At 67.4% G+C, this 15093-nt stretch carries 13 protein-coding genes; 8 read left to right on the top strand and 5 right to left on the bottom strand.

Going from position 1 to position 15093, the window contains the following annotated elements; all coding sequences use genetic code 11:
* Window positions 1-130: 130 nt before the first annotated feature.
* From mmsA to FGL91_RS17810, 3 genes are all read left to right on the top strand, one after another.
* On the top strand, window positions 131-1756 hold the full coding sequence (gene mmsA / locus FGL91_RS17820; RefSeq protein WP_407665276.1) for a multiple monosaccharide ABC transporter ATP-binding protein: 1626 nt from the start codon (window positions 131-133) through the stop codon (window positions 1754-1756).
* Window positions 1753-3123, top strand: a complete 1371-nt coding sequence (gene mmsB, locus FGL91_RS17815) for a multiple monosaccharide ABC transporter permease (protein ID WP_047519171.1) — start codon at window positions 1753-1755, stop codon at window positions 3121-3123. Before mmsA ends, mmsB begins: the two co-directional genes overlap by 4 nt.
* 61 nt (window positions 3124-3184) lie before the next feature.
* Window positions 3185-4300, top strand: a complete 1116-nt coding sequence (locus FGL91_RS17810; RefSeq protein WP_131491567.1) for a sugar-binding protein — start codon at window positions 3185-3187, stop codon at window positions 4298-4300.
* Between the two features lie 95 nt (window positions 4301-4395).
* Here FGL91_RS17810 and FGL91_RS17805 read toward each other — a convergent pair whose 3' ends face one another.
* Window positions 4396-5709, bottom strand: a complete 1314-nt coding sequence (locus tag FGL91_RS17805; protein ID WP_153244516.1) for an HNH endonuclease signature motif containing protein — start codon at window positions 5707-5709, stop codon at window positions 4396-4398.
* A gap of 102 nt (window positions 5710-5811) precedes the next feature.
* Window positions 5812-6660, bottom strand: coding sequence for a spermidine synthase (locus FGL91_RS17800; protein ID WP_153244515.1), 849 nt, complete (start codon window positions 6658-6660; stop codon window positions 5812-5814).
* Window positions 6661-6730: 70 nt separating this feature from the next.
* Here FGL91_RS17800 and FGL91_RS17795 point away from each other — a divergent pair, with 70 nt between their 5' ends.
* The 5 genes from FGL91_RS17795 to FGL91_RS17775 all read left to right on the top strand — a co-directional run bounded on the left by FGL91_RS17795 (window position 6731) and on the right by FGL91_RS17775 (window position 13085).
* Window positions 6731-8554 carry an ABC-F family ATP-binding cassette domain-containing protein gene (locus tag FGL91_RS17795; RefSeq protein WP_153244514.1) on the top strand — a complete coding sequence of 608 codons (1824 nt, stop codon included), beginning with the start codon at window positions 6731-6733 and terminating at the stop codon, window positions 8552-8554.
* Window positions 8555-8594: 40 nt separating this feature from the next.
* The gene (locus tag FGL91_RS17790) at window positions 8595-10346 is read left to right on the top strand and encodes a Na+/H+ antiporter (protein ID WP_153244513.1); all 1752 of its coding nucleotides are present in this window, start codon (window positions 8595-8597) and stop codon (window positions 10344-10346) included.
* A 104-nt stretch (window positions 10347-10450) separates the two neighbouring features.
* Window positions 10451-11362 carry a MetQ/NlpA family ABC transporter substrate-binding protein gene (locus FGL91_RS17785; RefSeq protein WP_131491572.1) on the top strand — a complete coding sequence of 304 codons (912 nt, stop codon included), beginning with the start codon at window positions 10451-10453 and terminating at the stop codon, window positions 11360-11362.
* A gap of 20 nt (window positions 11363-11382) precedes the next feature.
* Window positions 11383-12426 carry a methionine ABC transporter ATP-binding protein gene (locus tag FGL91_RS17780; RefSeq protein ID WP_153244512.1) on the top strand — a complete coding sequence of 348 codons (1044 nt, stop codon included), beginning with the start codon at window positions 11383-11385 and terminating at the stop codon, window positions 12424-12426.
* On the top strand, window positions 12426-13085 hold the full coding sequence (locus tag FGL91_RS17775; RefSeq protein WP_153244511.1) for a methionine ABC transporter permease: 660 nt from the start codon (window positions 12426-12428) through the stop codon (window positions 13083-13085). Before FGL91_RS17780 ends, FGL91_RS17775 begins: the two co-directional genes overlap by 1 nt.
* On the opposite strand, the gene FGL91_RS17770 is transcribed toward FGL91_RS17775, so the two are convergent.
* The 3 genes from FGL91_RS17770 to FGL91_RS17760 all read right to left on the bottom strand — a co-directional run bounded on the left by FGL91_RS17770 (window position 13072) and on the right by FGL91_RS17760 (window position 15028).
* Window positions 13072-13920: a pseudouridine synthase gene (locus FGL91_RS17770; RefSeq protein WP_153244787.1), complete on the bottom strand. Its 849-nt coding sequence runs from the start codon at window positions 13918-13920 to the stop codon at window positions 13072-13074. The genes FGL91_RS17775 and FGL91_RS17770 overlap by 14 nt on opposite strands.
* A gap of 108 nt (window positions 13921-14028) precedes the next feature.
* Entirely contained in the window at window positions 14029-14523 is a 495-nt protein-coding gene (locus FGL91_RS17765) for a MarR family winged helix-turn-helix transcriptional regulator (RefSeq protein ID WP_047519203.1), read from the bottom strand.
* A gap of 7 nt (window positions 14524-14530) precedes the next feature.
* The gene (locus FGL91_RS17760) at window positions 14531-15028 is read right to left on the bottom strand and encodes a GNAT family N-acetyltransferase (RefSeq protein ID WP_153244510.1); all 498 of its coding nucleotides are present in this window, start codon (window positions 15026-15028) and stop codon (window positions 14531-14533) included.
* Between the last annotated feature and the right edge of the window lie 65 nt (window positions 15029-15093).

Here is a 15093-nt window from a genome sequence, read left to right as displayed (position 1 = left end):
TTCGAGATCATCGAATCCTTTCGATCCCTGGCCTCGCCTGGAGACGTGGGATCGCGTGGGTCGCGGTGGGGTCACGGTCGGTATCCGAAATGCCGGAGCGGACTTGACAGCGCTTCGTCGTGAGTGGACGATGTATTTCAATGTGAACGGTCACATCGAAGGTGACCGCACGTCGCAAGGAAGATCCGTGAGCACCACAGCAACGTTGCCTACCGTGTCAGGCCCCATCCTGGAGATGCGCAGCATCACCAAGGAGTTCCCGGGCGTCAAGGCGCTCGCCGACGTCTCGATCACCGTCCGCGCCGGCGAGATCCACGCCATCTGCGGCGAGAACGGCGCGGGGAAGTCGACTCTGATGAAGGTCCTCTCCGGGGTCTACCCCTACGGGACCTACGAGGGGGAGATCCTGCTCTACGGCCAGGAGCAGAGGTTCAAGGACATCGTCGCCAGCGAGCAGGCGGGCATCGCGATCATCCACCAGGAACTCGCGCTGATCCCCGAGCTGTCCGTCACCGAGAACATCTTCCTCGGCAACGAGATCCAGCGCGGCGGACGCATCGACTGGCAGGCCCAGAAAGAGCGCACGATCGAGCTGCTCGCCCGCGTGGGCCTGAATGAGGACCCGGATGCGCAGATCAAGACGCTCGGTGTCGGCAAGCAGCAGCTGATCGAGATCGCGAAGGCGCTCAACAAGGACGTCAAGCTGCTGATCCTCGACGAGCCGACCGCCGCCCTGAACGAGAACGACTCGCAGCACCTGCTCGACCTGATCCTCGGGCTCAAGGCCAAGGGCATCGCGTCGATCATGATCAGCCACAAGCTCAATGAGATCGAGCAGATCGCCGACGAGATCACGATCATCCGCGACGGTCGCACGGTCGAGACGCTCGACATCTCCCGTGGCGAGATCAACGAGGACCGGATCATCCGCGGCATGGTCGGTCGGTCGTTGGAGAGCCGCTACCCGGATCGCACGCCCGAGATCGGCGAGGTGTTCTTCGAGGTCAAGGACTGGTGGGTGCAGCACCCGACCGTCCCGGAGCGCATGGTCGTGAAGGGGTCGAACATCACCGTCCGGCGCGGCGAGGTCGTCGGCATCGCGGGACTCATGGGCGCGGGGCGCACCGAGTTCGCGATGAGCCTGTTCGGCCGCTCCTACGGCACGTTCCTCTCGGGCACACTGATCAAGGACGGCCAGGAAGTCGTGCTGCCCGACGTGGCGTCGGCGATCAAGCACGGCCTCGCCTACGTGAGCGAGGACCGCAAGGTGCTCGGGCTCAACCTGCTCGACACGATCAAGAGGTCGGTGGTCGCCGCGAAGCTCTCGAAGATCGCCAAGCGCGGCGTCGTCGATGCGCGCGCCGAGTTCGCCGTGGCCGAGGACTATCGCAAGGCCCTTCGCATCAAGACCCCGTCGGTCGAAGAGGGCGTCGGCAAACTCTCCGGCGGCAATCAGCAGAAGGTCGTCCTGGCGAAGTGGATGTTCACCGACCCCGACCTGCTGATCCTCGACGAGCCCACCCGCGGTATCGACGTCGGTGCGAAGTACGAGATCTACGCGATCATCAACGAGCTCGCGGCGCAGGGCAAGGGCGTCATCGTCATCTCGAGCGAGCTTCCTGAGCTCCTGGGCATCTCCGACCGCATCTACACCGTCTTCGAAGGTCGGGTCACCGACTGCATCCCGGCCGATCAGGCGACACCTGAGGACCTCATGCGCAGCATGACCTCCGCGACCCAGAAAGCAACCGCATGACCACCGACACCACCGCAACGAAGCGCGGCTTCCACTTCAAGGACATCACGAAGATGTTCGGAGGCGGTCAGTCGACCCTCCGCCAGTTCGGCATCCTCGGCAGCCTCGTCGTCATCCTCGTCGTCTTCCAGGTGCTGACCTGGATCGTCAAGGGCACGGGTCTCACGCTGTCCTCGGGCAACCTGATCAACGTCGTCAACCAGTACTCGTACATCCTGATCCTCGCGATCGGCATGGTGATGGTCATCATCATGGGCCACATCGACCTCTCGGTGGGGTCGGTGGCCGCGTTCACCGGCATCGTGGTCGCGAAGGCCATGGCCGACTGGAACCTCCCCTGGCCGCTCGGTGTGCTGCTGGGCCTCGGGGTCGGCGTGCTGGTCGGTGCGTGGCAGGGGTTCTGGGTCGCCTATGTCGGGGTGCCGGCGTTCATCGTGACGCTGGCGGGCATGCTGTTCTTCCGCGGTGCGAACCAGTGGGTCGGTGACTCGCAGTCCGTTCCCGTGCCGCAGGGCTTCAAGGTCATCGGTGCCGGGTACCTCCCCGAGCTGCCGTTCATCCCCGTGCCGTTCAACGTGTTCACCATGCTGCTCGCGCTGCTGGGCGTCGCATGGATCGTGTTCTGGGAGATCCGCACCCGGCGCGTGCAGCACAAGATGGGGGCCGAGACGGCGCCGCTGTGGGTGAGTGTCACCAAGGTCGTGCTCATCTCGGCCGTGATCCTGATCGCGGGCTGGCTGTTCGCCACCGGGCGTGAGGGGACCAGCTTCCCGATCTCGGGCATCATCCTGCTCGCCCTGGTGATCCTCTACTCGTTCATCACGAACAACACGGTCTTCGGTCGTCACATCTACGCGGTCGGTGGCAACCGGCAGGCCGCGCGCCTGTCGGGTGTGAAGGACCGCTGGGTCGACTTCTTCGTGATGATGAACATGTCGGTGCTCGCGTCGCTGGCCGGCATGATCTACGTCGCCAGGGCGACGGCCTCCGGCCCGCAGGACGGCAACGGCTGGGAGCTGGATGCGATCGCCTCGGTCTTCATCGGTGGCGCGGCCGTCTCGGGCGGTATCGGAACCGTGATCGGGTCGATCATCGGTGGTCTCGTCATGGCGTTCCTGAACAACGGCCTCGCCCTGCTCGGCGCCGGCGCCGACGTGGTGTCGATGATCAAGGGTCTGGTGCTCCTGTTCGCCGTCGGTGTCGACGTGTGGAACAAGCAGCAGGGTCGCCCGTCGATCATCGGCTTCCTGACGCGTCGATTCGGACGCAAGCAGGATCCGGCCACCGACACGTTCGATCCGACCAAGACGAACTATCCCACCAGCCAGAAGTACGAAGCCCCCGCCGTCGACGAGACGCGCGGTTAGGAGAGGTCGCTTCGCGCGCGCTCGCGTGACACGACCTTCACACACCAGAGAAAGAGATCACATGAAGAAGATTCTTCTGTCGGCGACAGCGCTTGTCGTCGCGGGCGCCTTCGCCCTCACCGGCTGCTCCTCGGAGCGCGGCGGTGGCACGGACTCGGGATCGGGGGACGAGGCCAAGGGTTTCGCCGCTGACGCCACGATCGGTGTCGCCCTTCCGGACAAGACCTCGGAGAACTGGGTCCTCGCCGGTCAGCTGTTCACGGACGGTCTCAAGAAGGCCGGCTTCAAGGCGGACGTGCAGTACGCGCCCGCCAGCAACACGGTCGCGGAGCAGCAGAACCAGATCCAGGCGATGGTCACCGGTGGCGCCAAGGTCATCATCATCGGTGCGAAGGACGGCAAGCAGCTCGCCACGCAGGTCGAGGCCGCTCGTGACGCGGGCGTGACCGTCATCGCCTATGACCGTCTGATCGAGAACACGGAGGCCGTCGACTACTACGTCGCGTTCGACAACTTCAAGGTCGGTCAGCTGCAGGGCCAGGCTCTGCTCGATGGACTCGCCGAGCGTGCGGGACACGAGGCTCCGTACAACATCGAGCTGTTCTCGGGCTCGCCGGATGACGCGAACTCCGCTGTGTTCTTCAACGGCGCGATGGACGTGCTCCAGCCGAAGATCGACGACGGCACGCTCAACGTCGTCTCCGGCCAGACCGAGATCGCCCAGACGGCGACCGAGGGCTGGAAGGCCGAGAACGCCCAGCGTCGCATGGACTCGATCCTCACCTCGACGTACAGCTCCGAGACGCTCGACGGCGTCCTCTCGCCGAACGACACGCTCGCTCGCGCCATCATCACCTCGGTGCAGCAAGCCGGAAAGCCGGTCCCGGTGGTCACGGGTCAGGACTCCGAGGTCGAGTCGGTGAAGTCGATCATGGAGGGCATCCAGTACTCCACGATCAACAAGGACACCACGCTCCTCGTCGAGCAGTCGATCAAGATGGTCGGCCAGCTCCAGAAGGGTGAAGAGGTCGACGTCAACGACACCGAGCAGTACGACAACGGCGTGAAGGTCGTTCCGGCTTACCTGCTCGACCCGATCATCGTGACCAAGGAGAACGCGGCAGAGGCATACGCCAACGTCCCGAGCCTCCTCGAGATCGTGAAGTCGTACCAGTAACTCGCACGGCACACATCCTCACGGATACGCGAACCGTCCGGGCCCTCGGGTCCGGGCGGTTCGTCGTTCAACCGGTGCACATGCCCGGGAGGCGCTCAGAACGGTGCGGTCACCGGATCGGCACTCGTGAAGGTCACCGTGTTCTGCGGAGGCGGCCGGTCGATGTACGTGCGACCGGTCGGGCTCGTCCACTCCAGCACGCCGCCCGAGGTCTGGTCGACGTGCCAGGGGGAGTGGTGTGTGAGCATGTGATGTCGTCGGCAGAAGGCGGCAAGGTTTCCGTGGGCGGTCGCCCCTCCGGTCGAGGCCGCATGATTGTGGTCGAGGTCGCACTTGCGCGCCGTGATCCCGCATCCGGGAAACCGGCACCGCTGGTCCCGCGCGCGGAGATGCCGCCGGAGATGCTCACTCGGGCGGTAGCGGTCGACAGCGAGCATTTCGCCAGAGATCGGATGCGTCAGCACGCGGTCCCAGCCGGTCGCGGAACCTGCCAGCGTGCGAGCGGTCGTGACGTCGATGGGGATCGTTCCGTCGAGCTCGGCCGGTGATGAGGTCGTCGGAGCGTCATCGTCCATCAGAGTGAGCACCGGCACCGTGACCTCGACGCGGGCGCGGACCTCGCCCAGCAGGCTGTCCGCCGTGTCATGGCCCGCGGGGGATCCTGTGAGAACGAGGTCGGCGAGCAGATCGGCGCGCAACTGATCGACCGTGCGGTCGTCGGCGGGGAGTCCGGCGGCCGAAGCGTCCTGTGCCGCTCGCGCGTTCTCCTCTTTCACCGCATGCGCCATCTGCGACAGCCGGTCGAGCATGCCGTGCAGGAGGACCGCGGGTCCGCGCGCCCCCAGCTCGGCCATCCCGTCGTCAAGGTCCTTCACCCACACGCGGCGCAGCTCGTGGGCATCGCGATGCCGCTCGGTGAGACTGCGCTCCTGGAACCGCTCGGCAAGACGCCGCACGATGCGCCGAAGCCGATTCGGGGATTCCGTCACGGCGACCTCCACGGCCTCCGCGGCGTAGGCGGCGCGATCCGCAGCCTCGTCGAGATGCGCGCCCGCCTCGACGATGACCCGGGAGTGCGCGGCACTGATGCGCCCTTCGCCCTGCGCCTCCCATACCGCCGGGAATCGGTCGACGAGCCACGAGGCCTCGGCCATCTTGCGCTCGATCGTGCGGTCGCCCAGGTGCTGCGCCGCGCCGATCTCGGCAGCGACCGTGCGGATCGCCATGTCGCCGTGATCGGGGTGGGCGGCGCCGCGGGCGATGTCGACGGCCAGGCGTCCGGCCATCGCGAGCATGCCGTCGCGGGCCGCCTGCATGCTGCTCAGGGTCGACTCGGCCGCTTCCAACGAGGCCACCAGATCGGCGAGCATCGCCATCTGGGAATCGGTCGCGTCGAGCAGTGCGGTCATGACTTCAGTCCATCACCGACCACCGACATTCGAAGATGGACTCGATCGAAATTCACGTCTCCGGGGTCACGAAACGGTGACGAACGCGATCAACGGGTGGCGCTAGTCCCAGATCGGATCGTCGGGATCGGGGGAGTCGGTGCCGTCCGCATCGGTCATGATGCGCGCGCCGGCGATCCACGAGGTCAGTGCGTCGCCGTGGAGCGTATGAGGGTGCGGCACGCCGAGGAGGTCGGGGTTCGTCGCGACGGCGAGCGGCTCATCGCTTGCGAAGACGACGACGTTGCCGAGCGGGCCTTCGTCATCGTTCGGTTCTGCGTCGAGGACGACGGCGACATGGTCGAACACCGTGCGCAGGGTGGCTGACTGTCGCCGTGAGTACTCGAAGGGATGTCCGTCGAGCAGGTTGACCGCCACGACTCCCTCCGCGGCGGAGCGCGCGGCGACGCGGCGATAGAACTCCTGGCTGGCCACGCGATGCCGGATGACGGCGGCATCCCAGAGATCGACGACCGTGAACCGCGCACCCATCCACTCGCCGGCAAGCTTCGCGTCCGCGACCGCGCGCGCATCACCGAAGATGACGCGCAGATCGGTGCCCGGAGACAGCGGCAGCGCGGCGATCACCGCCTCGTAGAGGGTGGGCTCGAACTCGACCACGAGCTGCGGCGATCCGGCGCGCGTGGCCTCGACGTAGCGTGCCAGCGTGAGGGCACCGGCTCCCAGGTGCACGGTGAACAGCGGCGCACCGGGCTCAGCGGCAGCATCCATCACTCTGGCGATGTGCTGCGTGTAGTCGTATTCGAGATCGGTGGGGTCGGTCATCGAGACGACGGACTGCGGGATTCCGTCGACGCTGAGTTCGTAGCGACCGGGCCGCCTTCTCGACTGCACCAGCTTCGCCTTGCGATCCTCGAGCAGAAGGGAGAACACCCGGCGACTCTTCGGCACCCGTCGATCTTAGAGCGCGGGGAGCCGGTCGGAGAACACGCCGACCGCGCGCGACTACCCTGGAAGGAACATGGCACATCTTCTCGGGGCTGAAGCCCTGCATCTCGAATACCCGACCAGGGTCGTCTTCGACTCCGTGACCCTCGGCATCGAAGAGGGTGATCGCATCGGCATCGTCGGCCGCAACGGCGACGGCAAGTCGAGTCTTCTCGGCATGCTCGCGGGGATCAAGGAACCGAACTCGGGCCGCGTCACCGTGCGCGGCGGCACGCGCATCGGTGTGCTCGATCAGGCGGACACCCTCCCCGACGACCTGACCATCAGCGCCGCAGTGGTCGGGGACACCCCGGAGTACGAGTGGGCCGGCGACGCGCGGATCCGCGACGTCATCGAAGGACTGCTCACCGACCTGCCCTGGGATGCGGAGATCGGCTCCCTCAGCGGTGGTCAGCGGCGCCGGGTGTCGCTCGCCAAGCTCCTCACCGGAGACTGGGACGTCATCGCGCTGGATGAGCCGACCAACCACCTCGACGTCGAGGCCATCACCTGGCTCGCGGGGCATCTCAAGAAGCGCTGGTCGCCGAACGCCGGGGCCCTCATGGTCGTGACGCACGACCGGTGGTTCCTCGACGAGATCAGCACCGAGACCTGGGAAGTGCACGACCGGATCGTCGAGCCCTTCGAGGGCGGCTACGCGGCATACATTCTGCAGCGCGTCGAACGCGACCGCATGGCGGCGGCAACCGAGGCGAAGCGCCAGAACCTCGCCAAGAAGGAGCTCGCCTGGCTCCGTCGCGGCGCTCCCGCCCGCACGGCCAAGCCGAAGTTCCGCATCGACGCGGCCAACGAGCTGATCGCCGATGTGCCCGAGATCCGCGACAAGGTGTCGCTGCAGTCGCTCGCGGTCTCGCGCCTCGGCAAGGACGTGGTCGACCTGCTGGACGTCGGGGTGACCTACCCGACGGCGGACGGCGGCGAGAAGGTCGTGCTGCGCGACGTCGAGTGGCGCATCGCACCGGGGGAGCGCACGGGCATCCTCGGTGTCAACGGCGCCGGCAAGTCGACGCTCCTCGGGCTCATCTCCGGCACGGTCGAACCGACCGTCGGTCGGGTCAAGCGCGGCAAGACCGTGAAGGTGCAGACGCTCACCCAGCGCCTCGACGAGCTCACCCAGCACTGGAACGACCCGGTGCGCGTGATCATCTCCGGGCTGCGCACCTCCTACACGATGGGAGCGGGCTCCAAGGCGCAGGACCTCACTCCCGGTCAGCTGCTCGAGCGGCTCGGCTTCGATTCGGCCCAGCTCTCCACTCCGGTCAAAGACCTCTCGGGTGGGCAGCAGCGTCGCCTGCAGCTCCTGCTCGTGCTGCTCGACCAGCCGAACGTGCTGATCCTCGACGAGCCGACCAACGACCTCGACACCGACATGCTCGCCGCGATCGAGGACCTCCTCGACTCCTGGTCGGGAACGCTCCTGGTCGTCAGCCACGACCGCTACTTCCTGGAACGCGTCACCGACCAGCAGTACGCGATCCTGGACGGGCATCTGCGGCACCTGCCCGGCGGGGTCGACGAGTACCTGCGGCTGCGCCACCTGCAGTCTTCGACCGGACCGAAGCAGACCGCCACGGCCGCGACGACCGCGACGGCCGCCGCCACCTCCAAAGGTCTCGACGGCGCGGCCCTGCGCACGGCGCAGAAGGAGGTGTCGGCCCTCGAGCGGCGCATCCAGAAGCTCACGCAGCAGGTCAACGCCGCCAAGACCGCGCTGGCCGACCACGACCAGTCCGACTACGAGGGCCTCGGCGAGCGGATGAAGAAGATCAGCGAGCAGCAGGCCGAGATCGAGGAGCTGGAGCTGCGCTGGTTCGAACTCACCGAGGAGATCGGCTGACGGAGGAATATCCTTCTCTCACCGCTGTTGGGAGGTAGGGATGGAAGGCCTCGAAGTAACGGTCCTGCTCGGACTCACGATTCTCGTCGGAACCCTGATCGCCCCGCGCGTGCGTCTCGCGCTGCCCCTCGTCCTGGTCATCTTCGGGCTGCTCCTCGGCTTCGTGCCACCGCTGCGCGAGGTCCAGCTGCCGCCGGAGACGGTGCTCCTGCTGTTCCTCCCGGTGATGCTGTTCTGGGAGAGTCTGACGACCTCATTGCGGTCGATCCGCCGCGACTTCCGCTACATCCTGCCGATGAGCACCGTGCTGGTCGTCGCCTCGGCCTTCGCCGTGGCCGGCATCGGTGTGCTGTTCGGGATGCCGTGGGAGATCGCGCTCATCCTGGGTGCCGCCGTCGCGCCGCCCGACGCCACGGCCGTCGCCGCCCTCGGGCGCCTCCTCCCGCGACGCATGTTCATGAAGCTCAAGGCCGAGAGCCTGACCAATGACGGCACGGCTCTGGTGCTCTACGCGATCGCGGTGTCGCTCGCTCTCGGCGGTCAGATCACGCCGCTGTCGGTGACCGTCGATCTGCTCATCTCGTATGTCGGGGGGATCGCGGCCGGTGCCGTGGTCGCCGCTCTCGGCTACCTGTTGCTGCGCCGCACAGCCTCGACGATCGTGATCAACGTCGCGCTGCTGCTTATCCCTTTCACGGCGTTCCTCCTCGCCGAGACGGTGCACGCCTCGGGTGTGCTCGCGGTCGTCGTCGCCGGACTCATCGTCGCCTACGTGTCGCCGCGGGTGACGACCGCCTCCTCCCGCCGCCAGGCTGATGCGGCCTGGCCGTTCGGAGTCTTCCTGCTCAACGGTGCGCTGTTCGTCCTGATCGGACTCGAGGTGCAATACGTCGTGCATGAGATCTCGGCTGCGGCGATCGGCCGCCTCGTGCTCATCACGCTCGCGGTCTGGGCGACGCTCCTGGTCGTGCGATACCTCTTCCAGCTGCTGAACGTGCCGTTCCAGCGGCGGACCGATCCTCGACCCGCGAGGGGCGCACGATCTCGGGCGCGGGTCGTGTCCACTCTGGCGGGGATGCGCGGGGCGGTGTCTCTCGCCATCGCCTTGTCCGTGCCGGCGAGCATCACCGAAGGCGGCGCTCTGAACGGACGCGATGAGATCGTGTTCGTCACCGCTGGTGTCATCCTGCTGAGCCTTCTCGTCCAGGGCCCGTTCCTGCCCGCGATCGTGCGCTGGGCCCGCTTCCCGGCCGACCACGTCGAGGACGAGGAGTACGAGCTCGCCGAGCGCGCGATCTCCGGGGCCGCCCTGGCCGCTCTCGACGACCTCGCCGCCGAACACGGCGTGGGGCAGGAGGTGCGCGACCGCGTGCGCTCCGAGGGGTATCAGATGCTCGAGTTCGCGAATGCGCGCGCCCTGGCACGAGAACAGGCGCTGGTGGATGCGGAAGCCGACGCCCTCGACGAGATGCTGGGGGAGCCGGACCCGCTGGGTGCCGGCACCGCCACACCTCCGAGCGTCACCGATACCGGGGTGGATCAGGCCGACCCGCCCGACGGCACGGTCCTGCAGATGATCGCGACCTCGACCGACGTCGACATCGCACAGCGCTCGCCGCTGGTCCGGCACGAGGAGCACACGCGGCTCAAGCTCGCCCTCCTCGACCGGAAGCGGGAGGTGCTGCTGGGGCTTCGCGGTGCCGGCACCGTCGATGACGTCGTGGTGCGCCGGATCTCCGCCCGCCTCGACCTCGAGCAGGTGCGGCTGCAGGGCATCGAGGAGTTCGACTGAGCCGGGCGGCACCCGCTCGTGACGCCGTGTGACAGACCGATTCCGCGCGCGGCGGGAGGCCTGTCTAACGTAGGCGAGTCCCACCAGGAAGGAACTCCTCTCGCATGTCTCGCCGCACCACCACCATCCTCGCCGCGCTCGCCGCCGTTCCGCTCTTCGTCGCGCTCTCCGGCTGCGCCACGGCGTCTTCCGACGCCGGTTCCGGGGGCGAGGGATCGTCCGGGAACGAGGTCGTCAAGATCGGTGTCGTCGGCAAGAGCGACGAGCAGTGGCCGGCGTTCGTCGACGCCGCGGCTGAAGAGGGGATCACAGTCGAGCTGGTCGACTTCGGTTCCTACGAGCAGCCGAACCCCGCGCTGACCGAGGGGGAGATCGACCTCAACCAGTTCCAGCACATCGTCTACCTCGCCGAGTACAACAACGCCTCGGGCTCCGACCTCACCCCGATCGGCTCGACCGCGATCTACCCGCTCGGCCTGTACTCAACGAAGTACGACGACGTCGACAGCATCCCCGAGGGGGAGACGGTCGCGGTTCCGAACGACGCCTCCAACCAGGCCCGTGCGCTGAACGTGCTGCAGCAAGCCGGCCTCGTCGAGCTCAAGAGCGGTGGAACACCGTACTCGGACCTCGCCGACGTCGACACCGGCAAGTCCAAGGTCGAGGTCACGGCGCTCGAGGCCGCGCTCATCCCGACCTCGCTCCCGGACGTGGCCGCCGCGATCATCAACAACGACTTCGTGCAGGACGCGGGTCTCACGTTCGATGACGCGATCGCGCAGGATGACCCCGAAGACGCCAGCGCCCTTCCGTACGTGAACGTCTTCGCGGCCCGCGCCGAAGACGCCGACAACGAGACGTACCGCACGCTGGTCGAGATCTTCCAGACGAACGAGGCCGTGCAGAAGGGTCTGCTCGACTCCTCCGGTGGCACCGCGGTGGCGCTGCAGACGCCGGTGGAGGATCTGGTCGCCTCACTGAAGAAGGTTCAGCAGGACGCCGCGGACAAGAAGTAGGACCGGGACCGGAGCAGCACATGTCGATCGTCACTCTGACGAACGTCTCCAAGACCTATCCGCCGCGCAGCCGTGAGGGCGCCGAAGTGGTCGCCGTGGACGACGTCTCCCTCTCCATCGAGAAGGGCGACGTCTTCGGCATCATCGGCTATTCCGGGGCGGGCAAGTCCACGCTCGTGCGTCTGATCAACGCGCTCGAGCCGGCCACGAGTGGCACCATCACGGTGGACGGCGTCGACATCACCGCGCTCACCGAGCGCCAGCTGCGCACGGTCCGCGGCGGGATCGGCATGATCTTCCAGCAGTTCAACCTGTTCTCCTCGCGCACGGTCAAGGCCAACATCGCCTACCCGCTCACGCTCGCCGGGTGGTCGAAGCCCGACATCGAGAAGCGCGTCGCCGAACTGCTCCGCTTCGTGGGCCTCGCCGACAAGGCCAAGGCCTACCCCGAGCAGCTCTCCGGCGGGCAGAAGCAGCGCGTCGGCATCGCCCGCGCTCTCGCCACGGGCCCCGCGATCCTGCTCGCCGACGAGGCCACCAGCGCCCTCGACCCCCAGACCACTCACGAGGTGCTCGACCTGCTCCAACGGGTCAACAGGGAGCAGGGCGTCACGATCATCGTCATCACGCACGAGATGGATGTGATCCAGACGATCGCGACGAAGGTGGCCGTGATGGAGAACGGCCGCGTGATCGAACAGGGCGACGTGTTCGACGTCTTCTCCTCGCCGCAGAACCCGGCGTCGCAACGGTTCGTCGGGACGGTGGTGAAGGGCGTGCCCTCGCCGTCCGAGCGCGCCGTCCTGCGCGAGCGGCATCAGGGGCGCCTGGTCACGTTCTCGTTCCGTGACGGCGACTCCTCACAGGCTCAGGTCTTCCTCGATCTCGCCGGTGCCGGGCTCGACTTCGAGCTCGTGTACGGAGGGATCAACGACATCCGCGGGCGCGCGTTCGGACACCTCACGCTCGCGATCCGCGGCGACGACGCCGTGATCGATCGCACGCTCGCCGAGATCGCGCAGCGCGTCGAAGTCACCGAGATCGCCGGAGAGGAGACCCGCTGATGGATCGCTTGAACGAACTGTGGCCCGAGCTGTGGAAGGCCGCGCTCGAAACGCTCTACATGACGACGTTCGCGCTCGTCCTCGGTGGCATCCTCGGCCTGGCGATCGGCGTCATCCTCTACGTCACCCGCCCCGGCGGACTCGCGCAGAACAAGCCGGTCGCGCTCATCGCCAACCTCGGGGTGAACTTCTTCCGCCCGATCCCGTTCGTCCTCTTCGTGGCCGTCGCCCAGCCGTTCGCGCGTGCGGTCGTCGGCACGGGGATCGGCACCACCGCCGGCGCGTTCATGATCGCTCTCGCCGCCGCCTTCGCGATCGGCCGCATCGTCGAGCAGCACCTCGTCTCGGTCTCGCCCGGCGTGATCGAAGCCGCCCGCTCGATGGGCGCCGGTCCCTGGCGCATCCTCTTCACCGTGGCGATCCCCGAGTCGCTCGGCCCGCTGATCCTCGGCTACACGTTCATCGTGGTCGCGCTCATCGACATGACGGCGATGGCTGGACTGATCGGCGGCGGCGGTCTCGGCGCGTTCGCCCAGATCTACGGGTTCCGGCAGTTCGAACCGGTCGTGATGTGGGTGGCGATCGTCCTGATCGTGGTGTTCGTGCACCTCGTGCAGATGCTCGGCACGCGGCTCGCGCGCAAGGTCATGCGTCGCTGACGGGAGCGCCGGTGCGAGGCGCGTGCTGCAGCGTGCGGCGTGTGCGGAAGACCCGCTCCGTGCCGGTGAGCGGATCGACGAAGCGCAGTTCGCGCGCGAGCAGCTGCAGCGGACGCTCGAAGTCGTCCGGCAGATCGTCGAGAAGGTCGGGGTAGAACCGATCGTTCAGGATGCCGATGCCGAGGGCGGCGAGATGCACACGCAGTTGGTGCATCTTGCCGCTGTGCGGGCGGAGGAGGGTGTGCACGACGCGCTCGTCGCTGTCGATGAGCTCGACGAGCGTTTCGGAGTTCGGCTCCTTCGTGTCGTCGACCTGCACGCGCACCTGACCGCGCGCCTTCACGATGTTGTTGCGGTAGACCACGGGGAATGAGGGGAGCGTCCCGCTCGCGGGGCGTGCGGACACGGCTTCGTACACCTTCTGCACCTGCCGGTTCTCGAACAGCAGCTGGTACGCGCCGCGCGTCGCCGGACGTGTCGCGAACATCAGCAGCCCGGCTGTGGCCCGATCGAGTCGATGGATGGGGGCCAGGTCGGGGTTGTCGAGCAGGTTGCGCAGTCGGACCAGCGCGGAATTCTGCAGGAACTTCCCGCCGGGGGTCGTGGGCAGGAAATGCGGCTTGTCGACGACGACGAGATGGTCGTCCTGATGCAGGATCTCGATCTCGAACGGGATCCGTGTCTCGACGGCGGGCTCGCGGTAGTACCAGACGAACTCGACGCTGCCCAGCGGCGCATCACGCGGGACGGGAGAGCCGTCGGCACGCACGATGTCGCCGCGGTCGAAACGCTCGAGCAGTCGCTCCGGGTCGAGGTGGAAGAAGCGCTCGACCATATAGGCGGCAGCCGTCGGCCACGGGCCGGTGCGCGGCACGTGCAGCCGCGTCGCGCCCACGCCGTCGCGGACGGGAGGGGAGAGGGCATGCCCATCAGCGGCCTCCGGTCACGAGTCGAAGCTCAGGCTCAGTTTGCGCAGGAGTCCGGCGAGGCGCTCGCGGTCCGACCGGGAGAGAGCCTGCAGGAGATCGGCCTCCACATCGACGAGACGCGTGATGGCGGCATCCACGCGGATCCGGCCGTCGTCGGTGAGGGTCACCAGCACGCTGCGTCCGTCCCCGGGGTCGGCCTCCCGGCGAACGAAGCGACGCCCGACCAGGCGGTCGATCCGGTTCGTCATCGTGCCGCTCGACACCAGCGTCTGCTGCAGGAGCTGCTTGGGGGAGAGCTGGAACGGGGCACCAGCCCGGCGCAGTGCGGACAGCACGTCCCATTCCCAGTGCTCGAGGTCGCTGCGGCGGAAGACCTCACGCCGCGCGCGGTCCAGGTGCTTCGACAGCCGGTCCATCCGCGACAGGACCTCGAGGGGGGAGAAGTCGAGGTCCGGCCGTTGCGTGTTCCACGCGCCGACGATCCGGTCGACCTCATCCACCTCGCTCATCCGCCCATTATCGCGCGTGCGGAGAGGTGAGCCCGGACGCTGCGGTCAGGTCGACCGCCATGAAGGTGCTGTGCGGGTCGAGCACGTAGGTTCCGAACGGCCCGCACACGCGGAAGCCGGCCGCGGCGTACAGCGCGCGCGCCGGCACGAAGAACTCCGCACTCCCGGTTTCGAGCGAGACCCGGCGGATGCCGCGGGCCTCGGCGTCAGCCAGGAGGAACGCGAGCATGGTGCGACCGAGACCGCGTCCGCGCAGAGCGGGGTCGGTGCGCATCGACTTGATCTCCTCATGCCCGTCGTCGACGGACGCCAGAGCACCGGTGGCGACAGGGCGGCCGTCGAGGCGCCCGGCGAACAAGCGCACGCCCGGGGCGAGCAGACGCTCGAACGCCAGTGCATGGCGGCTCTCCGCCGGTGCGGTGTGCTCCAGTTCTGCGTGATGGGCGACCAGGAATTCGGCGAGGTCGGGGCGTGCACCCACCACCCGTTCGATCGACATGCTCATGATGCCAGCATCCCAGAGCGGTGTTTCGGACGGATGACGGGGGGCGTGTCAGCGGATCCGGGGCC

The organism is Microbacterium sp. CBA3102, assembly GCF_007954505.1.
GTDB classification, from domain to species: domain Bacteria; phylum Actinomycetota; class Actinomycetes; order Actinomycetales; family Microbacteriaceae; genus Microbacterium; species Microbacterium aurugineum.
This window is presented reverse-complemented; position numbering and strand designations above follow the sequence as displayed.